Origin of the sequence: Pseudomonas sp. PB101 (assembly GCF_009764265.1) — a bacterium.
In the GTDB taxonomy this organism is placed as follows: domain Bacteria; phylum Pseudomonadota; class Gammaproteobacteria; order Pseudomonadales; family Pseudomonadaceae; genus Aquipseudomonas.
This window is the reverse complement of record NZ_RWIR01000052.1, coordinates 169,659-190,821: the sequence shown is the minus strand read 5'-3', so window position 1 is coordinate 190,821 and position 21,163 is coordinate 169,659. Positions and strand designations below refer to the sequence as shown.

At 60.4% G+C, this 21,163-nt stretch carries 14 protein-coding genes; 8 read left to right on the top strand and 6 right to left on the bottom strand.

Going from position 1 to position 21,163, the window contains the following annotated elements:
* Positions 1-16: 16 nt before the first annotated feature.
* Positions 17-4,546 (top strand): hypothetical protein, encoded by a 4,530-nt coding sequence (locus tag EI969_RS15950; RefSeq protein ID WP_160388627.1) that lies wholly within the window; start codon positions 17-19, stop codon positions 4,544-4,546.
* 33 nt (positions 4,547-4,579) lie between these two features.
* Here the strand turns inward: EI969_RS15950 and EI969_RS15945 are convergent, their stop codons facing one another.
* Positions 4,580-6,133, bottom strand: a complete 1,554-nt coding sequence (locus EI969_RS15945; RefSeq protein ID WP_160388626.1) for a PLP-dependent aminotransferase family protein — start codon at positions 6,131-6,133, stop codon at positions 4,580-4,582.
* Positions 6,134-6,225: 92 nt separating this feature from the next.
* Here EI969_RS15945 and EI969_RS15940 point away from each other — a divergent pair, with 92 nt between their 5' ends.
* Genes EI969_RS15940 through EI969_RS15930 form a run of 3 tightly spaced genes read left to right on the top strand, consistent with a single transcriptional unit; the run spans position 6,226 to position 8,003 of the window.
* The gene (locus EI969_RS15940; protein ID WP_160388625.1) at positions 6,226-6,849 is read left to right on the top strand and encodes an FMN-binding negative transcriptional regulator; all 624 of its coding nucleotides are present in this window, start codon (positions 6,226-6,228) and stop codon (positions 6,847-6,849) included.
* A gap of 10 nt (positions 6,850-6,859) precedes the next feature.
* On the top strand, positions 6,860-7,306 hold the full coding sequence (locus EI969_RS15935; protein ID WP_160388624.1) for a GNAT family N-acetyltransferase: 447 nt from the start codon (positions 6,860-6,862) through the stop codon (positions 7,304-7,306).
* A gap of 16 nt (positions 7,307-7,322) precedes the next feature.
* On the top strand, positions 7,323-8,003 hold the full coding sequence (locus EI969_RS15930) for a GNAT family N-acetyltransferase (RefSeq protein WP_160388623.1): 681 nt from the start codon (positions 7,323-7,325) through the stop codon (positions 8,001-8,003).
* Between the two features lie 328 nt (positions 8,004-8,331).
* Here EI969_RS15930 and oadA read toward each other — a convergent pair whose 3' ends face one another.
* Together oadA and EI969_RS15920 are read right to left on the bottom strand one after the other, a co-directional pair.
* Complete coding sequence (gene oadA, locus EI969_RS15925) at positions 8,332-10,140, bottom strand: sodium-extruding oxaloacetate decarboxylase subunit alpha (RefSeq protein ID WP_160388622.1); 1,809 nt, start codon at positions 10,138-10,140, stop codon at positions 8,332-8,334.
* Positions 10,141-10,151: 11 nt separating this feature from the next.
* Entirely contained in the window at positions 10,152-11,567 is a 1,416-nt protein-coding gene (locus EI969_RS15920; protein WP_046038868.1) for an acetyl-CoA carboxylase biotin carboxylase subunit, read from the bottom strand.
* A 190-nt stretch (positions 11,568-11,757) separates the two neighbouring features.
* On the opposite strand from EI969_RS15920, the gene EI969_RS15915 reads away from it, so the two are divergent.
* On the top strand, positions 11,758-12,720 hold the full coding sequence (locus EI969_RS15915; RefSeq protein WP_160388621.1) for a LysR family transcriptional regulator: 963 nt from the start codon (positions 11,758-11,760) through the stop codon (positions 12,718-12,720).
* On the opposite strand, the gene EI969_RS15910 is transcribed toward EI969_RS15915, so the two are convergent.
* The 3 genes from EI969_RS15910 to EI969_RS15900 all read right to left on the bottom strand — a co-directional run bounded on the left by EI969_RS15910 (position 12,662) and on the right by EI969_RS15900 (position 17,027).
* Positions 12,662-12,871, bottom strand: a complete 210-nt coding sequence (locus EI969_RS15910) for a PA3496 family putative envelope integrity protein (RefSeq protein ID WP_150716603.1) — start codon at positions 12,869-12,871, stop codon at positions 12,662-12,664. The two genes, EI969_RS15915 and EI969_RS15910, sit on opposite strands and share 59 nt — an antisense overlap.
* Positions 12,872-13,090: 219 nt before the next feature.
* Positions 13,091-13,957, bottom strand: a complete 867-nt coding sequence (hexR, locus tag EI969_RS15905; RefSeq protein WP_007954250.1) for a transcriptional regulator HexR — start codon at positions 13,955-13,957, stop codon at positions 13,091-13,093.
* Positions 13,958-14,156: 199 nt separating this feature from the next.
* Positions 14,157-17,027: an EAL domain-containing protein gene (locus EI969_RS15900; RefSeq protein ID WP_160388620.1), complete on the bottom strand. Its 2,871-nt coding sequence runs from the start codon at positions 17,025-17,027 to the stop codon at positions 14,157-14,159.
* Between the two features lie 256 nt (positions 17,028-17,283).
* Between EI969_RS15900 and uvrD the strand changes: the two genes are divergently transcribed.
* The 3 genes from uvrD (at position 17,284) to EI969_RS15885 (ending at position 21,113) form a co-directional block, all read left to right on the top strand.
* Entirely contained in the window at positions 17,284-19,467 is a 2,184-nt protein-coding gene (gene uvrD, locus EI969_RS15895; protein WP_160388619.1) for a DNA helicase II, read from the top strand.
* Positions 19,468-19,614: 147 nt separating this feature from the next.
* Positions 19,615-20,055, top strand: a complete 441-nt coding sequence (locus EI969_RS15890) for an EamA family transporter (protein ID WP_160388618.1) — start codon at positions 19,615-19,617, stop codon at positions 20,053-20,055.
* Between the two features lie 179 nt (positions 20,056-20,234).
* Complete coding sequence (locus EI969_RS15885; protein ID WP_150716607.1) at positions 20,235-21,113, top strand: Tim44 domain-containing protein; 879 nt, start codon at positions 20,235-20,237, stop codon at positions 21,111-21,113.
* Positions 21,114-21,163 lie beyond the last annotated feature (50 nt).

Sequence of the window (21,163 nt, the reverse complement as noted above, 5' to 3'; positions counted from 1 at the left end):
AAAAAGGAAAATGACGATGATTGAACACCCCGAGACTACCGAGCCACCGGTACTGCTGAAAAAAAGCCTGGTCATCCATCAGACAAGTCAGGGACCGACTGTCGATGAAGTCGCCACGCAGATGCTGCGCCAGGGCCTCAAGGCGCTGTATCCCGAGCGAGATATCGACCCCGAACACACGATGCTCGCCACACCTCGATGGCAATGGCTCGACGGTTCACTCGTGGCAATGCCTACTCGGTTTGAATCGCTGACCCAGGTGCTGGTGCGTCAGTTCTTCACCGCTGCCAATGCCAACTACCTGGAGGGTGAACACTTCCTGACGTTGAATCCGCAGGCCACGCCGGTTGTGCATCTGGACCTCGACATCGAGGCCATCGCCAGGTTGCTCAACGACTACACCCCCTTGCTTTTCGTTGCCTTCAGGGAACGTCAACTCGCCTTCTGGAACGGAAGCGGACACCAGGCACCGCGCTGGCAAGAACTGTCGCAAGCCTTGCGCAAAGCCCTCGATGTTCACCACGTCGACGGCTGGGATGACGATCAGTGCCATGTGGCCCGGGCGGTCTCACTTCACCCGGACAAACCGGAGCGGCAAAAACATGCACCGACGATGGCGGATATCCAGGCCAGCCTGATTGATATCGACACCGTCGACGAAAAAGGAAAAAAACAACACCTGGTCCTCGGTGGTGCCGCCGTACTCACAGGGCGCTACAAACAACGCGATCTGGTGATGATGTACACCGTGGAAAGTGGCTATGAATCGTTCAATTCGATGGAGTCATTGGGTAAGTCGTTGCCGGAGCGCATCCAGCAGCAACTGGCCGGGCGAGAACTGCAGTGGCAGTTGTTCGAGCCCGAGGGTGATTTTTTCGACCATATGGCCTGGGCCCTGATTACCACCCAACTGGACGCTATCGCAGCGATCACCCGCGAAAACCTCGCTGCTGATGCGGATGACAGTACCGGGCTGTCCGCTCTCCCTGAACACACCACCGTTCAAGAGAAAAACACCCGCAATGATCTGGAGAACTCAATACCCGACTGGCTGCTCGACGCGTCGGCCGCTGATCTGGATCAGTACAGTCGATCCGTCAACGCATTGGGCAAACTGTACAAGCAGGCCAACAAAGACCTTTTCCAGATCCCTTCGATTGATGCCTTCGCCCAGCAGCGCATGCGCAAAGCGATATTTGCCGACAAGACATCTGCCGCCGGGCTGCCCCTCGATAACCTTGAGATCACGATCACCAACAGTTTTGAATCCGGTGGCTTGACGCTGCCCAACCCCCTCGACATCCACACCGAAACCCTGGGCGAGTACGCCCTGCAAAACGCCGCGCCGTATCAGGCAACCATTCGCTTCAATCCGCCGCAACCTGTGCCCGAATGGCTGAACGTGACGTATCTGACGAAGATCGCGAGCGAGGTCGATATTGGCCAGAAGTATCCCAGACTGATCAAGGACAAGCTGATCGATGATCCGGTGCAGGCTAGCCTGCAAGAGCACTTTTACATCAGCCAGTTGCGCGCGCTGCTGCCGCTGATTGCCCTGGAATCCAAGGTCCGCCACATCGGCGGCGTGGATGAGCTGGGTTGCCGCTATGTAAACGAATGGCTCAACCCGACACCCGGCCACCCGCAACCGATCGTCATCCGCCCCTTGTGCTTCGTCCACGCCGCCAACACTGACGGCGACACCGTCGACAACATGTTCATCATCGCTCCGCGCCACCCGGACGCCGGGCCTTGCCTGCTCTACCGTCCGCTGCTCGAACAGCCGTTGCTGCAAATCCCCTCAGCGCAAAACCTGCTGTATGCCCTGCATCAACCGGGCGAGTTGAGGGACTCGGTGCTGGCGTGGCTGCCTGACTCCAATACCAGCTTCAAATACGCCCAGTACACGTTCCCCGTCGGCCTTCCGAGCCCATGGCTGGGGGCACAGTTACTCTCCGAACCCTGGACAGACGTGGCCTGGGCCGGGCCGGTCGAATTGTCATCAACCGAACTGACCGGCGATGTATTCGCCACCCTGTTCCAGACCCATGCCAGGACCATGGCCGAGCTCGCCGATCGCCAATCCCAGTCCAATGCAGAACGACGCTGGGCATTGCTGCGCGACAGCGGTTGGGCACTCTTCAACGTCGCCGCGAATTTTCTCAGTGGGCCGGCCGGCGCCGCGGTCTGGGTCTGGCAAAGCATCAATGAAATCGAGCAAGCCGTGGATGCCCACCAGCACGGCGACAAGCTCACTGAGTGGAACGCGGTCGGGGATTTGCTGCTGACCCTGGGCATCCTCCTCGCCCACCACGCTGCCGTACGCCGCAAGACTGGCCGGCGTCAGGCTGCACCAATAAACGACAGCGTGCCGACTCTACCAGGCGGCGCTCCGGTCAAACCGGTAACGCCCACTGTGACACTGCTGCCCACACCATTGACCGGCGAATTGCCGTCCAGTCATTACTCCTCGCTCGAGGCCAACGGCTCCGTACCCCATCGATCAGGCACTGCGCTGGCCGAGTATCTGCAGAACCTGACAGTACCGGCACTCGATCTGAAGGCCCCAACCCTGGAGACCCTCCTGCGCGATGCCGCGCCTCTTTATCGCCTGGAAGACAAGACCTACGCCCGCGTCGGCGAACGCTGGTTCCGGGTGTTGGAAAACGACGATCAACAGGTCCAGATCGTTTACCCGGATACACCCGCGAAAACCGGCCCGCTGCTGGTCCACAACAAACAAGGCCAATGGTTTGTGGACACGCGATTGCGCTTGCGTGGCGGCGCGGGTGGCCAGAGCCTGCAAAGCCAACTCAAGGCGCAGCGCAAGGAAAAGAAGCAGCAGCAAAAACAGCTGGCCACGGTTCTTCAAAACTTCAAACGTCAGGAAGCGGCCGGTGCAGCCAAGCTGAAGGAGGCCCATGAAGCCATGAAGGGCGCCACCGGGCCGGCAATCGAACAAGCGACTCAGCGTTACCTCACCCAGGTGGAAACGCTGATCGCTGAGTACGACCAGGCGTTGAACAATCTGCAGCAATGGCGTCTCAAGGGCGGAAGCGCAGGCTATTTCGATGATCTGCGGGCAATGACCACGCAGATGCTGAGAAATCTCGTTCTATGGTTCTTGGTCAAGCGCAACACCTACGCAAAGCTCACTCGGCAACTCGGCGGTAATACCGTCATTGAATCAAACGCCGCACTGCAGACGCACATACAGGGTGTCAGAGAGGTATTGGCGTTGAGCCAGGACATGGTCGCTCGCCTGGAACTGTCCCAGACATCCCTCAAACGGCTTGAGGCCCTTGGAAGCGCCGGCATGACCAGCGCAGAAATCCTGCGTCAAAAGCTTCCCCCCTTCACCGAGTGGGACTTGAAATCCAACGAGATAGGCATGTCCCATGAAATGTGCCTGCGTGGCACCGACACCGCACGCGCCAATGCCGCGCGTGACACAGTGGGTACGTTGATCATCGAGGCTGCGACCGCCACCCAACGTCAAGCCGCCATGATCAGAACCCCGAACAGCAATGAAGCTGTCGCACTGCGCATCGAAAACCTGAGCAGGCTGATCGATGTCTATGCCGACACCGATCAGCGCCTCGAAGATCTTCCCGGCGAATATCCAGGCGACGTAGAGCCAGCAGAACTCCAGCGGGTGCGCAACTTGATCGGTGAGTTCCGGCAATTGGCTCAGGAACAACTGAGTCTGCTGTTGCCCGAGAACGCGAGCATCGCCCTGCCTGAGACGCCAAAACCCGCGGTTGCCGGCCCTTCACGCCCAACAGGTAAAGTCACCAAGAGTCGCCCTCGAGATCCGGTGCCTGCCAAGGCGTCGACCTCCGAGGAGCCGGCTCTCGACCAAATGCGCCCTGCCGCGCCGCACACCGCCCCCGTGCAAACGCTGGACGACATCGACACGATTGCCAATGCCTTGACATTGAATGAAGACGTCGAAGGCTTCATTACGCGTACGCGCAAAGACGCCTTCAAACCCAATCGCATCCCTGCTGACATGCAAGATTTGTTCGATCTACAAGCCCGTCGGCTCGAACAAGTAGCGATCAATGTCGATCAGGCCACGGCGCGCAGTGGGACGCGGCTTCCAGTGGCTACCCTGAGTTTGGAACTCAACGAGGCCGCCACCCGGTTACGCGCCCAAGGTGTCACGACCAGAGCCAGTCTGCTCAAGGAGCGCCAGCCCCGACAAGCCTATTTGCAATGGTTACTGGACAACGGCCAGGTCCGGATCGACAGGAACGAACAAGGTCGGATCAGGACCAAACAGCGCCGGGATTATTTTCAGGAGTACCGGATTCTCGACATTGGCAACAAAGATCAGCCGCTGTGGCTGGCGCACTTTCACTACGATTCGCTGGACGCCGCGCCGGAGCGGTTCACCGCTGCGCACCTGAAAATCGCTGACTCTCATCTGCAGACTTTCACTGCCGAACGTCGCCAGGCACTGACTACCCTGGCGCCGATCGACTATGTGCTGCGGCGCATCAACGATTCGGCTCTGTTTCTGAATCTCGAACCGAAGCGCTAATACCTGTGCGGGCGGACTGACAACCCGCCCGCTTCAGCGGCCCCGCCACACCGCACGCAACCGTTGCAGCGCTGCCTCGATGGCTTGTTCGGGCACCGCTGCAAACCCCAGCACCAACCCCGATCGTTGATCCATCGGCGTCGTGGAATCGGGCAGCCAATAGCTGCTCAAGCCGTTGATCTCGACGTCGACACTGCTCGCCAGGTCGATCAGCTCGCGTTCACGCGCCACGCTGTCGACCGGCACGGTCAGGTGCAACCCGGCAGCAACGGTGGGTAATGGACCGACACCCGGAATATCCGTCGGCCAACCATTGAGCAGGGTATTGCGCCGGCTCAATGCCGCACGCCGCATGCGACGAATGTGCCGCTGAAAGTGCCCCGCTGCCATGAACTCGGCCATCACTGCCTGAGTGCTGACCTCGGAGTGCCGTACATCCACCGCGCGACGTTGGGCAAACGCCTGCACCAGCCCCGGCGGCAACACCAGGTAACCCAGGCGCAACGCCGGAAACGCGACTTTGCCGAACGTGCCGACGTAGAGCACCCGGCCTTGCCGATCGAGCGCGGCCAAAGGCGCCAGCGGCGCACCGCTGTAACGGTACTCACCGTCGTAATCGTCCTCGACGATCCAGCCCTGAGTGCGCTCGGCCCAGGCCAGTAGCTCCAGGCGTCGCGCCAGACTCATGACCACTCCGGTGGGATACTGGTGTGACGGCGTCACGTAGGTCAGCCGACAATCAGCGAGCCCCGCCAGCTCACTGCAATCGATGCCCTCGCTGTCCACCGCGACCCCATGCAACCGTGCACCCGCCACGGCGAACGCATGACCGGCCGCCCGATACCCCGGATTCTCAATCGCCACCCCGTCACCGGGCTCCACCAGCAACTGTGCACAAAGGCTGATTCCCTGCTGTGCGCCACTGGTGATCACTATTTGTTCAGCCGAGCACTGCATGCCCCTCGAACTGCGTAAATACGCGGCAACCATCCCGCGCAAGCGCGCATCACCGGCCGGGTCGCCGTAACACAGCTGCTGTAAATCCGGTTTACGCCAGAAAGCCGCATTCAGCTTGGCCCAGACCTCGAACGGAAACAGATCGAACGCCGGCACACCGACCCGAAATGCCCGGGGCGGACCGCTTGGCGGGCTGGGTAAATGATTGTTTTTGACCCTCGCCAACGGATCGTTGTGGATAACTTTACTGGATGGATCAACAGGCAAATCCAGCCAATTTGTGGATAAGGCTGTGGGTAACCCTGTTGAAAACCCTGTGGATACTTTTGTGGATAGTTTTTTTGCCGGCAACGCTGCCTCAGGCAGTTGCGCGACATACGTGCCATCCCCGACGCGCCCCTCGATGAAGCCCTCGGCGTACAGCTGATCATAGGCGCGCACCACGCTGTTACGGGAAATCGCCAGCGCTGCGGCCAGGTCACGACTGGCCGGCAGGCGCGTACCGCTGGCCAATCGTCCATCAAGCACGCGCAGGCGCAAAGCCTGATAGAGCTGCCGGCTCAGCCCCTGGCGACGGTCGAGTTCGATACCGGCCGGGTTGAACGACAAGGAAAGCGGCGCATCCGTCATGGTAATGGACCTATGAAATTTGTCGTTAATGGCTCTTACAACAGACCAATAGCCTGCCTAGGATGCAGACATTCGCCAAGGAAAATATCTCCATGTACACGCCACGCGCTTTTGCCATCGACGAGTTGGCCCAACTGCATGAACTGATCCTCGCCACCCGCCTCGCCATATTGGTGACCCACGGCGAAAGCGGCCTGCAAGCCAGCCATGTACCGGTGCTGCTGCATTGCGAGCAAGGCACCAACGGCACGTTGTACGGGCATCTGGCCAAAGCCAATCCCCAGTGGAAAGACCTGCGCGACGGTGCCGAAGCCCTGCTGATTTTTGCCGGTGCCGACGCCTACGTCAGCCCAGGCTTCTACCCGAGCAAGGCCGAGCACGGCAAAGTCGTGCCCACCTGGAACTACGTCGCCGTACACGCCTATGGCCGAGCGGAAACCTTCAGCGATGGCGGGCGGCTGCTCGACATCGTCAGCACCCTCACCGACCGTCATGAAGCGGGCCGCGCCCAACCGTGGTCAGTGGCCGATGCCCCCGCCGACTACATCGACGGCATGCTCAAGGCCATCGTCGGCTTCGCCATTCCCATCGACCGTCTGGAAGGCAAGCGCAAGCTCAGCCAGAACCGCAGCCCCGCCGACATCGCCGGCGTGCGCGAAGGCCTGGCCGCCAGCCCCGACGTCAACGACCAAACCCTCGCCCAATTGATGCGCTAAGGAAATCAACATGAGTCAGATCGACATTCGCCAGGTCACCGCCGCTGATCACGCGGCCTGGTTGCCGCTGTGGCAAGCCTACCTGCGCTTCTACAACACCGAACTGGTGGATGCCGTCAGTCAAAGCACCTGGCAGCGCATGCTCGATCCGAACGAGCCAACCCACGCCGCCCTTGCCTGGGCCGAAGGCAAAGCGGTGGGCATGGTGCATTTCATCTACCATCGTTCGAACTGGGCCATCGAAAACTCCTGCTACCTGCAGGACTTGCTGGTGGTCCCGGAAACCCGTGGCACCGGCGTCGGCCGTCAGTTGATCGAATTCGTCTACGCCACGGCCAAGGCCGATGGATGCAACAAGGTCCACTGGCTGACCCACGAAACCAACGCCACCGCGATCCAGCTCTACGAGCGCATCGCCGAACGCCCGGGTTTCATCCAGTTTCGCAAAGCCATCTAGGTTCAAGGAGAACAGCATGTCGATTTCACTCGCCGACTGGAAAGGCGCCCCGGCTCCCACCACTCAACTGATCGAAGGGCGTTATATCCGCCTGGAAAGACTCGACCCGGCGCGCCACGGCGACGACCTGTTCAACGCCCTGCAAGGTCCCGGCGCCGACCCGAAACTATGGGACTACCTGCCTTACGGCCCCTTCCCGGAGCGCAGCGTCTTCAACGACTGGCTGAACAACCATGCGGCCAGCAGCGACCCGTATTTCTTCAGCGTGATCGACCGCGCCAGCGGCGAGGTCCAGGGCATTCTCAGCCTGATGTCCATCGTCCCGGCCCAGGGCCGCATCGAAATCGGTCACGTCACCTTCGGCGCTCCAATGCAGCGCTCGCCGAAAAGCACTGAAGCGGTGTACCTGCTGGCCAAAGAATCCTTTGCCCTGGGTTACCGTCGCCTGGAATGGAAATGCAACAACGCCAACGGCCGTTCCAAATACGCGGCCGAACGATTAGGTTTCAGTTTTGAGGGCGTGTTCCGCCAGCACATGGTGGTCAAGGGGCAAAATCGGGACACCGCGTGGTATTCGATTCTGGACTCGGAATGGCCGGCGATTGGCGCCGGGTTCGAACAGTGGCTGAGCGATGAGAATCAAACGGATTCGGGGCAAGTAAAAAGCCTGGTCGAATGCAGACCCCAAAAATCCTGAACCCGGAAAACCTGTAGGAGCCGGCTTGCTGGCGATGGACTCAAGTGCGCCACGTTTATCCTGCTTACACGCGTCATCGTTAACGACCATCGCTGGCGAGCCAGCTCCTACAAAAAACCGCGTCCTGGCCGAAACACGCAATACCTGTAGGAGCCGGCTTGCTGGCGATGGACTCAAGTGCGCCGCGTTTATCCGGTTTACACGCGTCATCGTTAACGACCATCGCAGCCCCCACAAAAAGCCGCGCCCACCAACCCCGTGAAACCCCAAAAAAAAAGGGGAGCACATGCTCCCCCGAGGTATAAAGCGTTGTATCGAGGCCGTTAACTCAGCCTTCGATCTCGATCAGGATCTCGCCCGGATTCACCCGGTCACCCTTGGCCACGTGAATGGCGGTGACTTTACCGGCGATGGCGGCCTGGACTTCGGTTTCCATCTTCATCGCTTCGGTGATCAACACAGCCTGGCCCGCCTTGACGGTGTCGCCTTCCTTGACCAGCACGTCGACGATGTTGCCCGGCATGGTGGTGCTGACGTGACCCGGTGCAGTGGCTTGCTTGCGCTTGCTGCTGCCGCCGCCGACGAATTCGTTGAGCGGTTCGAACACCACTTCTTCCGGCATGCCGTCGATGGACAGGTAGAAGTGACGCTTGCCTTCGGCCTTGACGCCGACACCGGTGATGTCGACGCGGTAGGTTTCGCCGTGGACGTCGATGACGAACTCGGTCGGTACACCTTCGCCACCGGCCGAAGCGACACCGCCAGCTTCAGGAATCGGCAACAGCACTTCAGGCGTCAGGGTGCCGGCCGCACGCTCTTCGAGGAACTTGCGCCCAATGTCCGGGAACATGGCGAAGGTCAGCACGTCTTCTTCAGACTTGGCCAGAGCACCGATATCGGCGCGCAGCTTGGCCATTTCCGGCTTGAGCAGATCGGCCGGGCGGACGTCGATCACTTCTTCGCTGCCGATGGCCTGGCGACGCAGTTGTTCGCTCACGGTGCCCGGCGCCTTGCCGTAGCCGCCCTGCAGGTACAGCTTCACTTCGTTGGTGATGGTCTTGTAGCGCTCGCCGGCCAACACGTTGAAGAACGCCTGGGTGCCGACGATCTGCGAAGTCGGGGTCACCAGCGGCGGGAAGCCAAGGTCTTCACGAACGCGCGGGATTTCGGCCAGCACTTCGCTCATGCGGTTCAGGGCACCCTGCTCCTTGAGCTGGTTGGCGAGGTTGGAAATCATCCCGCCCGGCACCTGGTTGACTTGCACACGGGTGTCGACGGCGGTGAATTCGCTTTCGAACTGGTGGTACTTCTTGCGCACGGCGTAGAAGTACAGGCCGATCTCTTGCAGCAGTTCCAGGTTCAGACCGGTGTCGAACTCGGTGCCCTTGAGCGCAGCAACCATCGACTCGGTGCCTGGGTGGCTGGTGCCCGATGCGAAGCTGGAGATCGCGGTGTCGATGTGGTCGGCGCCGTTCTCGATCGCCTTGAGCTGGCACATCGTCGCCAGGCCGGCGGTGTCATGCGAGTGGATGAACACTGGCAGCGACTGTTCGGCTTTCAATGCCCGAACCAGCTCACCGGTGGCGTACGGGGTCAGCAGGCCGGCCATGTCCTTGATCGCCACCGAGTCGCAACCCATCGCTTCCATCTGCTTGGCTTGCGCCACGAAGGCGTCGATGGTGTGGACCGGGCTGGTGGTGTAGGCGATGGTGCCCTGGGCGTGTTTGCCGGCAGCTTTCACGGCTTCAATGGCCACGCGCAGGTTACGCACGTCGTTCATGGCGTCGAAGATGCGGAACACGTCGATGCCGTTGACCGCAGCCTTGGCGACGAAGGCCTTGACCACATCGTCGCTGTAGTGGCGGTAGCCCAGCAGGTTCTGGCCGCGCAACAGCATTTGCAGGCGGGTGTTAGGCAGCGCGGCGCGCAACTGGCGCAGGCGCTCCCACGGGTCTTCCTTGAGGAAACGTACGCAGGCGTCGAACGTCGCGCCGCCCCAGCACTCCAGCGACCAGTAGCCGACTTTGTCGAGCTTGTCGCAGATCGGCAGCATGTCTTCGGTGCGCATGCGGGTGGCGAGCAGCGATTGGTGGGCGTCGCGCAGGATTGTGTCGGTAACGTGGATTTTCTTAGTCATTGGAATATTCCTCACAGGCCTGCGTGGGCGGCGATGGCGGCGGCGATGGCCAGGGCCAGCTCTTCGGGTTTGCGCTTGATCGAGTAGTTGGTCAGTTCAGGGTGGCTTTCAACGAAGCTGGTGTTGAACTGGCCGCTACGGAATTCCGGGTTACGCAGGATTTCCTGGTAGTACGCGGCGGTGGTCTTGACCCCTTGCAGACGCATGTCGTCGAGGGCGCGCAAGCCACGGTCCATCGCTTCTTCCCAGGTCAGGGCCCACACCACCAGTTTCAGGCACATCGAGTCGTAGTACGGCGGGATGGTGTAGCCGGTATAGATCGCCGTGTCGGTACGCACGCCGGGGCCGCCGGGTGCGTAGTAGCGGGTGATCTTGCCGAAGCTCGGCAGGAAGTTGTTTTTCGGGTCTTCGGCGTTGATCCGGAACTGCAGGGCGAAACCACGGTGCTGGATGTCTTCCTGTTTCACCGAAAGCGGCAGGCCGGAGGCAATGCGGATCTGCTCACGAACGATGTCGATGCCGGTGATTTCTTCGGTGATGGTGTGTTCCACCTGCACCCGGGTGTTCATCTCCATGAAGTACACCTCGCCCTCGGCGAGCAGGAACTCCACGGTGCCGGCGTTCTCGTAGCCCACGGCCTTGGCCGCACGCACCGACAGGTCGCCGATGTAGGCGCGCTGTTCCGGGGTCAGTTGCGGGCTCGGGGCGATTTCGATCAGCTTCTGGTTGCGGCGCTGGATCGAGCAATCACGCTCGAACAGGTGCACCACGTTGCCGAAGCTGTCGCCAAGAATCTGCGCTTCGATGTGCTTCGGATTGACGATGCATTTTTCCAGGAACACTTCCGCCGAACCAAAAGCCTTGGTGGCTTCGGAAATGACACGCGGGAAAGCCTGTTCGAGTTCTTCGCGGCTGTTGCAGCGACGAATGCCGCGGCCGCCACCACCGGACGTGGCCTTGAGCATCACCGGGTAACCGATGCGATCGCCTTCGGTCAGGGCTTCTTCGATGCCCGACACGTTGCCTTCGGTGCCTGGAGTGACCGGCACGCCAGCCTTGATCATGCTGCGGCGGGCTTCGGTCTTGTCGCCCATGCGGCGAATGACTTCAGCCGATGGGCCAATGAATTTGATCCCGCGTTCGGCGCAGATCTCCGCCAGTTCGGCGTTTTCCGAAAGGAAGCCATAACCGGGGTGCAACGCATCGCAACCGGTCTCCACGGCCAGGTTCACCAGCTTGCGTGGGTTCAGGTAACCGGCCAGCGGCTCGGCACCGATGCTGTGGGCTTCGTCCGCACGCTTCACATGCAAGGCATGGCGGTCGGCATCGGAGTAGATCGCGACCGAGCGAATGCCCATTTCGGCACAGGCACGTACGATTCGTACGGCAATCTCACCACGGTTGGCGATCAGGATCTTTGTTATCACTTGGAGGTTCCCTTGAGCCGGTGGTACCCACGACCTGCTAGACCAGGTCGACGCGTGACCAAATGTTTCAATTTAGTCGCAGGTCCACACTAGCGCCCACAAGGGATTAACAAAAATGAATAAAAATTGGGTCATGCATAAGTAAAGACTTATAGTTGATTCACCAGCCAGCGACGAGAGCGACAAGATAATGCGTAAGTCATTGATGCGTATGACTTTGCGGCAATTGCAGATCTTCAACGAGGTCTGTGATTTGCGCTCCTACAGCCGTGCGGCCGAGGAAATGTCGCTCACACAACCTGCCGTCAGCCTGCAGATTCGTCAACTTGAGGAGCTGGTTGGCCAGCCTTTGTTCGATTATGTCGGCAAAAAACTCTACATGACCGAAGCCGCTGAAGCGTTACAGCGAGCCAGCCGGGATATTTTCGGCCGCCTGGAAAACCTCGACATGCAGCTGTCGGACATGCAGGGCTCGTTGCAGGGGCAACTGAAACTGGCGGTGGAATCCAGCGCGAAATATTTCGTGCCGCATCTGTTTGCCGCATTCAAGCGTCAGCACCCGGAGGTGAACCTGCAACTGACGGTGGTCAATCGCGGCCAGGTAATCCGACGCCTGTCGGACAACCGCGACGACCTGGTGATCATGTCCATGGTGCCTCAGGACATGGGCCTGGAATTCCTGCCGTTCCTGAACAACCCGATTGTCGCCGTGGCACCCCCGGATCACCCGCTGTGCCATATGGGGCCGCTGCGCCTGCAGGATCTCGAACCCTACACGCTGCTGCTGCGTGAGCCAGGCTCCGGGACGCGACTTGCATGCGAAGAGTACTTCAAGGAGAAGCGCGTGCACTTCAACCAGACTCAGGAAGTCTCGTCTGCCGAAGCTCAGCGTGAATGTGTACTGGCAGGTCTGGGCGTTGCGCTGTTGACGCGCCACGCCCTGAACCTTGAGCTGGCAACCGGTGGGCTGATCGAACTGCCCATCGAAGAGCTGCCACTGTTTCGCAGTTGGTGCCTGGTACAGGCCAAGGCGAAACGCCTGTCACCGGTGGCTCACGCCTTCCTGGCGTTTATTCGTAGCGAGCGGATTCAGATCAGCGCGCTGGTTGAGCGTTTCGACGGGAAGTCGAGGCAGATGCCTGCCAGAAGTTGAGCTCCAACTCCGGAAAATCGCCAATTTCAGCCAGGAGCTGACGGCGTTCGCAGCGATCTTCGATGGCGCGACGGAATTCCATGCGGCGCTGATCTTCTTGCTGACGACGGGTTTTGACAGCGCTGTTGCGTTCTTCGTAGGGCATGGCCATTTCGAGTCTCCCAAGGCGAGTACGGGAGTTTCAAGATAGGCGCGAGGGATGACGGTTTGGCGGCTCGGGTGTTACAGACTGATGAAAATTGCGGTGTATTCGAGGCCGCCATCGCGAGCAAGCTCGCTCCCACATTTGATCGTGCACGCCGCAGAACCTGTGGGAGCGAGCTTGCTCGCGATAAGGTCGGAACGACCTTCCAGCCATTTCAAGCCAGGCTCAATCGTCCAGCGCTTTTACCGACTTGGGCGACAACCGCAAGCTGCGCAGGCTGCGCTTGACGCTCTTGAGGTGGTTGACCAGGCTCGGGCCACGCGCCATGGCCACGCCCATCGCCAGCACATCGATCACCACCAGGTGGGCGATACGCGAAGTCAGCGGCGTATAAATTTCGGTGTCTTCATGCACATCGATCGCCAGATTGACCGTAGACAGCTCAGCCAATGGTGTCTGGCTCGGGCACAAGGTGATCAGCGAGGCGCCGCTTTCGCGCACCAGGTTGGCGGTGATCAGCAGGTCCTTGGAGCGCCCGGACTGAGAAATGCAGATCGCCACGTCGGTTGGCTTGAGCGTCACGGCCGACATCGCCTGCATGTGCGGGTCGGAATACGCCGCTGCCGTCAGCAGCAAGCGGAAGAACTTGTGTTGCGCATCCGCCGCGACCGCACCCGAGGCGCCAAAGCCATAGAACTCGACGCGCTGGGCCTGGGACATCAGCGTCACCGCCCGCTGCAGCTCCAGAGGATCGAGCTTCTCGCGAACCTCCATCAGGGTATGCAGGGTGGTGTCGAAGATTTTCAGGCTGTAGTCGGCGACCGAATCGTCTTCATGGATCGCAAACTGGCCGAAACTGGCACCTGCCGCCAGGCTCTGGGCCAGCTTCAGCTTGAGGTCCTGGAAACCGGAACAACCGATGGCACGGCAAAAACGCACGATGGTCGGTTCACTGATGCCCACGCTGTGGGCCAGGTCGGCCATGGAACTGTGCATCACGGCCGCAGGATCAAGCAGCACGTGGTCGGCGACCTTGAGCTCCGACTTGCGTAACAGGTGGCGAGACTGGGCGATGTGTTGCAGCAGATTCAAGGGGCTGGACTCTTTGTTATTGGCAGGTGCCGGGGATGTAGCACGCTTGTAGTTATACTACATGAATTGGCTTTTTGCCTGCTCAATGCGTTACCGAATCCCTCGTTTTCACGTGCCCGCGCTTCATGTAGCACTCTGGCGCCTGTCCAAATGCAGCGGGTGCACGTTTTAAAGGACAAAAGTGCCCTGCGTATCCTCGTCAGCTTGCAGCTTGCGCGTGCAGCAAACCGGCCAGCGTCTCGGCCTCGACCGGGCGGCTGATCAAATAACCCTGCACTTCATCGCAGCGCTCGGCTTTCAGGAACTCCAGCTGTTCTTCCCGCTCCACCCCCTCCGCCACGACCTTCAACGACAAGCCGTGAGCCATGGCAATGATGGCCCGGGTGATCGCCGCATCCTCGGTGCCCTCTCCCAATCCGCGGATAAACGCCTGATCGATTTTCACGTAGTCCACCGGAATACGCTTGAGGTAGCTCAGTGACGAGTAACCGGTGCCAAAATCGTCAATGGCCAGCTTCACCCCCAGATCGCGCAACTGCTGGAACGTCGCGATGATGTGTTCGACGCTGTCCAGCAACTGGCTTTCGGTGAGCTCCAACTCCAACAGTTGCGGCGCCAGCCCGGTCTCTTCCAGCACCTGCCGCACCAGGCTGACCAGCTTGCCCTGGCGCAATTGATGCACCGACAGATTGACCGACACCCGAATCGCTTCGAGCCCCTGCCGCTGCCACTCACAGGCTTGCCAGCAGGCCTGGCGCAGCACGAACTCACCGATCGGGCCGATCAATCCGGTTTCTTCAGCCAGGCCGATGAAATCCCCCGGCGGCACGCGCCCCATGGTCGGATGATCCCAGCGCACCAACGCCTCGGCGGCATTGAGCTTGCCCGTGGCAAGGCACAGCTTGGGCTGGTAAAACACCTTCAGCTGCTGCTCTTCGACGGCCTTGCGCAAATGGTTTTCCAGCTGCAACCGCTCCAGCGTGCTGGCTTGCAGACTGTCGGTGTAGAACTGGAAATTATTACCCCCCAGGTGTTTGGCGTGCTGCATGGCCATGTTCGACTGGTTGACCAATGCCGAAATTTCCCGGGCGCTGTCCGGTAACAAGCTGATGCCCATCGACGCGCTGACCACCAGTTCATGCCCATCGATGGTCACCGGCAAGCGCAGCTTGCTCGCCAGGCGAGTCGCTACCCGGGCCAGGCTCGACAGGTTGCCGTAAGAGTTGAACAGCACGGCAAACTCGTCACCGGAAAGGCGCGCGATGGTGTCGGCCTCCGGCAATGCATTGACCAGTCGCCGCGCCATTTTCTGCAACAACTGGTCGGCGACTTCATGCCCCAGGCTGTCGTTGAGTTGCTTGAACCGATCGAGATTGATGTGCAGCAAGGCCAGGCTGCGATAACCGCCCTGCCGCACTCGCTGATGAGCTTCACTGAGTCGTTCGCGGAACATCGCGCGGTTGGCCAGCCCGGTCAGTTCGTCGTAATGGGTCAGATAACGCATGCGCTCTTCTGATTCCCGACGGGCCGAGAGATCAGCGAAGAAGCCCACAATATGACTGACATTTCCCCGGGGATCGCGCACGGCATTCAGTTGCAGCCATTGCGGATACATCTCGCCGTTCTTGCGGGTTTCCACCAGTTCGCCCTGCCAGCTGCCTTCCTGCTCCAGCGCCTGATGTATTGCGGCGTAATGCCGACGCGCATCGCGACTGCAAGGCAACTCGACGACATTGCGCCCGATCATGTCCTCGATGTCATAGCCGGTCACCCGGCTGAAGGCTTGATTCACTGCGATCAGGGCATAGTTCGGATCGAAAATCACGATCCCTTCGCTGGCCGCCTCGAACACAGTCGCCGCCAGTTGCCGCTGCTCTTCCAGGCCCTTGCTGACGCTGATGTCGCGGCGAGTGCCAACCATGCGAATCACCCGGCCATTTTCGGCACGCTCGACCGCCCGCCCACGGTCCTCGATCCATACCCAGTGGCCGTCGCCGTGCCGCACGCGGTATTCGATCTGATAATCCTCGGTGCGGCCCTTCAAATGCTCGACCAGCGCCCTTTTCAGCGCAGGAAGATCATCGGGATGAAGGCGCGGCTTGAGGTGGCGCAGTAGTGCCGTGACCTGTTCCGGCTCCAGGCCGAACAGTTCCTGAATCTGCGTGTGATGGACTTCGTCGGTTTGCAGATTCCAGTCCCACAACCCCAACTCGCTGGCCTTCAATGCCAGCGCCAGGCGTGCTTCGCTCTTGCTCAGCGCCTGGTTGGCGGCGTCCAGTTCCAGGCTGCGCTGAGCGACACGGTTTTCCAGGTCGACCTGTATCTCTCGCAATTCATTGTCGGCGCGGCGGCGCTGTTCGATCTCCTTGGCCAGTTTCTGATTGAGCTGGTCACTGCAGTTTTGTGCCTGCTGCAGATGCTCGATCAGTGCCTGGTTCTGAAAGCGCCGCATCAAGCCCCTATCGATCAACCGATTGACCTGCCACGCAACCACGCTCAATGCGCCGAGCAGGATCAGCCCGAACCAGCCCCAGCCATGTTGCTGTTCATCAGCCCCCAAAAACATGTAGGCGATGGCCGGCAACAGGCAAGGCAAGGTAAAAGACAGAAAGGCCGGCAAACTCACCGCATAAGCCACGCTGGCCGAGAGCGCTGCGGCACCGATGAGGCCGAAGACCCAGGCTTGCTGAATGAAGTTGTCGGCGGGCACCAGGGCGATGCCGGCACCGGCCAGGGTCAGGCCGGTGAGGCCGGAGCCCAGCAAGAACATCCGTCGCCAAATGGGCTGGGCCTGACGATTGGGAATGGCCGAATCGAAGGCTGCGACCTGAATCACCCGCAATGCCACCAAAGACAACAACCACACCAGCCAGACACTGACCAGGAAATAGCGCTGCGGGCTCCAGAGCAAACCGGCACAGACCAGGCCATTGATCAGCATGAACAACGTGGGCAGCAGCGAGCCCTGGTACAACAGGCGCGTGCGTTCGACCGCCATTTCCATGGCGTACTGTTTACGGATCACCCGGGGCTCCACAGTGGGGCCCGACAGGTCGAAGCTGAGGGTCATAGGCGATGTTCTTGTTCTTATAATGATGAGCATGTGCCCGAAACTGCTCGGAGCATACACAAGCAATTGCCCGGACCAAACTGCTGCTGATCAATAAATCGCCAAATTTTTCAGTCGCCGATGACCCTGGAAACGCTAAAGGCAAGCCCTGCCAACGCCCGCAGCCGATGACCGACCGGTCGTCCCTCACATAACTTTCATCGGTTAAAGCGAAGCGGAGTTTGCCCGGTGTGTCGCAGCCCCCTAGAATGCCCCGATGCGCGATGATCTCTCCCTTCTGCTGAACTCCCTCAACGATGCCCAACGCCAGGCTGTAGCAGCCCCCGTGGGTCGTCAGTTGGTCCTGGCCGGTGCTGGCTCCGGTAAAACCCGAGTGCTGGTGCACCGTATCGCCTGGTTGATCCAGGTCGAAAACGCCTCGCCCCACTCCATCCTGTCGGTGACCTTCACCAACAAGGCGGCTGCCGAGATGCGCCAGCGCATCGAGCAGCTGATGGGCATCAATCCGGCCGGTATGTGGGTCGGTACCTTCCACGGCCTGGCGCACCGCTTGTTGCGGGCACACTGGCAGGAAGCGGGCTTGAGCCAGACCTTCCAGATTCTCGACAGCGACGACCAGCAACGGCTGGTCAAGCGGGTGATCCGCGAGCTCGGCCTCGACGAACAACGCTGGCCGGCCCGTCAGGCCCAATGGTTCATCAACGGCCAGAAAGACGAAGGCCTGCGTCCGCAACACATCCAGGCCAGCGGCGACCTGTTCCTGGCGACCATGCGCGGCATCTATGAAGCCTACGAGGCCGCGTGCCTGCGCGCAGGTGTCATCGACTTCTCCGAACTGCTGCTGCGCGCCCTCGACCTCTGGCGCGATCACCCCGGTCTGCTGGCGCATTACCAGAAGCGCTTCCGGCACATCCTGGTGGACGAGTTCCAGGACACCAACGCCGTGCAGTACGCCTGGTTGCGCCTGCTGGCCAAGGGTGGCGACAGCCTGATGGTGGTGGGCGACGACGACCAGTCGATCTACGGCTGGCGTGGCGCGAAAATCGAGAACATCTACCAGTATTCCGAAGACTTCCCGGACGCCGAAACCATTCGCCTGGAGCAAAACTATCGCTCCACCGCCGGCATCCTGAAGGCTGCCAACGCCTTGATCGCCAACAACACCGGGCGCCTGGGCAAAGAGCTGTGGACCGACGGCGGCGAAGGCGAAGCAATCAACCTGTACGCCGCCTTCAACGAACACGACGAAGCACGCTACGTTGTCGAAACCATCGAAAGCGCGCTGAAAACCGGTCTGTCTCGCAGCGATATCGCGATTCTGTACCGCTCCAACGCCCAATCGCGCGTTCTCGAAGAAGCCTTGCTGCGCGAGCGCATTCCGTACCGCATCTATGGCGGTCAGCGCTTCTTCGAACGCGCCGAAATCAAGAACGCCATGGCGTACCTGCGCCTGCTCGAAGGTCGGGGCAACGATGCTGCGCTGGAACGGGTGATCAACGTGCCGGCCCGTGGCATTGGCGAGAAAACCGTCGAAGCGATCCGCGACCATGCACGCCACAGCGATGTGTCGATGTGGGAAGCGATGCGCCAGCTGGTGGCCAACAAAGGCCTCACCGGTCGTGCGGCCGGTGCCCTCGGCGCGTTTATCGAGCTGATCGAGAACCTCGCCGCCAAGTGCATGGACATGCCGCTGCACCTGATGACCCAGACTGTCATCGAGCAGTCGGGGCTGATTGCCTATCACGAAGCGGAAAAAGGCGAGAAAGGCCAGGCCCGGGTAGAAAACCTTGAGGAACTGGTGAGCGCCGCGCGCAACTTCGAAAACACCGAAGAAGACGAAGACCTGACGCCACTGGCAGCGTTCCTCGGTCACGCGTCGCTGGAGGCGGGCGATACCCAGGCCGACGAGCACGAAGACAGCATTCAACTGATGACCCTGCACAGCGCCAAGGGCCTGGAATTCCCTTACGTGTTCCTGGTGGGCATGGAAGAAGGCCTGTTCCCGCACAAGATGAGCCTGGAAGAACCCGGCCGCCTCGAGGAAGAGCGTCGCCTGGCCTACGTCGGCATTACCCGGGCCATGCAGAACCTGGTGATGACCTACGCCGAAACCCGACGCCTGTATGGCAGCGAGACCTACAACAAGGTGTCACGCTTCGTACGCGAAGTGCCGAAAGGGCTGATTCAGGAAGTGCGCTTGTCCAACAGCGTCAGCCGTCCGTTTGGCGGCAACCAGTCGATGAGCGGCAGCAACCTGTTCAGCGGCAGCGAGATTCCGGAAACCGGCTTCAGCTTGGGCCAGACTGTGCGCCACTCGATCTTCGGTGACGGCGTGATCCTCAACTTCGAAGGTGCCGGGGCTCAGGCCCGGGTGCAGGTGAACTTCAGCGAAGGCAGCAAGTGGTTGATGCTGGGGTATGCGAAGCTGGAAGCAGTCTAGCTTTTCTGTAGGAGCGAGCCTGCTCGCGATGGTCGTCAACGATAACGCGGGAAGCCTGGCGCCCCGCAGCGTTCCCGGGCTCATCGTCGGATCGCCGCCCGGACCAAGCCCGCTCCCACATGTTGAACTGACCGAAGGTGCAATGAGATGGGCTCAGGCTTTTTTTCCTCCTGGACATTCTGGGCCCTGTTATCGGCGGCGTTCGCGGCCATGACCGCCATTTTCGCGAAAATCGGCATCGAAAACGTCAATTCCGACTTCGCCACCCTGCTGCGCACGATAGTGGTACTGGTCAGCCTGGCCTTGATTTTGTACGCCACGGGCCAATATCAGTCATTGGGATCGATCTCTGCGAAGAGCTACCTGTTCCTGTTGCTGTCGGGCCTGGCTACCGGTGCGTCGTGGATCTGCTATTTCCGCGCACTCAAGGTCGGGCCGGCGTCACTGGTTGCCCCGGTGGACAAACTCAGCGTGGTGCTGGTGGCCGTTCTTGGCGTTGTCCTGCTGGGTGAAAAACTCGACCTGCGCCAATGGGGCGGAATCGGTCTGATCACGGCCGGAGTCGTCATGCTGGCATTACGTCGCTAGGCAACCGTCCTACAAACCCTATCCACTCATCTGACAGATCAAAGTCAAAAGGCCCTATTGCGCTGACGAAAGCTGAATGAAACCCGTCAGGCAAAAGCCCGAAACACTCTGCCGCTAGCCAGTAACACTTCAGCTGTGCAACATGGCGCGCGTGCCTTCCACAAATGGGAATTCCCTTTATGAAACGTTTTCTTAGCATCGCCATGGCGTTGTGCATCGGCCTGACGATGAGTCTCGACGTCAATGCCGCCAAGCGCTTCGGTGGTGGCAAAAGCGCAGGCGCTGCGCCGACGCACCAGACCAGCCAGATGGCTCCTTCTTCTCCAGGCATGGGCGGCGCTGCGGCGACCGCTGGTGCTGCCGGTGCCGCTGGCGCCGCTGCCAAGGCCGGTGGCGCTTCGCGCTGGCTCGGCCCTCTGGCCGGTATCGCGGCCGGTGGCCTGCTGGCCTCCATGTTCATGGGTGACGGCTTCCAGGGCATGCAGATCTTCGACATCCTGATCATGGCTGTCATTGCGTTCCTGGTCTTCCGCTTTATCGCCGCCCGTCGTCGCAAGCAGCAGGAGCAGTACGCTCCGGCCGGCCACGCGCCGATGCAGCGCGAAGCGTTCGAACAAAAGCCTGCCGGCGGTTCGATCTTCGGTGGTTCGGCTGCGCCTGTTGCCGCTCGCCCGGTGATCAACGCACCCGCCTGGTTCAACGAACAAAACTTCGTCGAAGCGGCGCGCAATCACTTCCAGTCCCTGCAACAGCACTGGGATGCCAACGAAATGGACAAGATCGCCGAGTTCGTGACCCCGCAGATGCTGGAGTTCCTCAAGCGTGAGCGTGCCGATCTGGGCGACGGCTTCCAGTCCACCTACATTGATAACCTCAATGTTCAGCTGGACGGTGTGGACGATCGCGCCGACAAGACCATCGCCACCCTGACCTTCACCGGCTTGTCGAAAACCTCGCGTTTCGACCAGGGCGAAGTCTTCAGCGAAAGCTGGAACATGGAACGCGCACAGGGCGAAAACCAGCCTTGGCTGGTGGCAGGTATCCGCCAGAACGGCTGATCCCGCGCAGAGCTTCATCTGTTGTAAACAAAACCCCGGCCTCGGCCGGG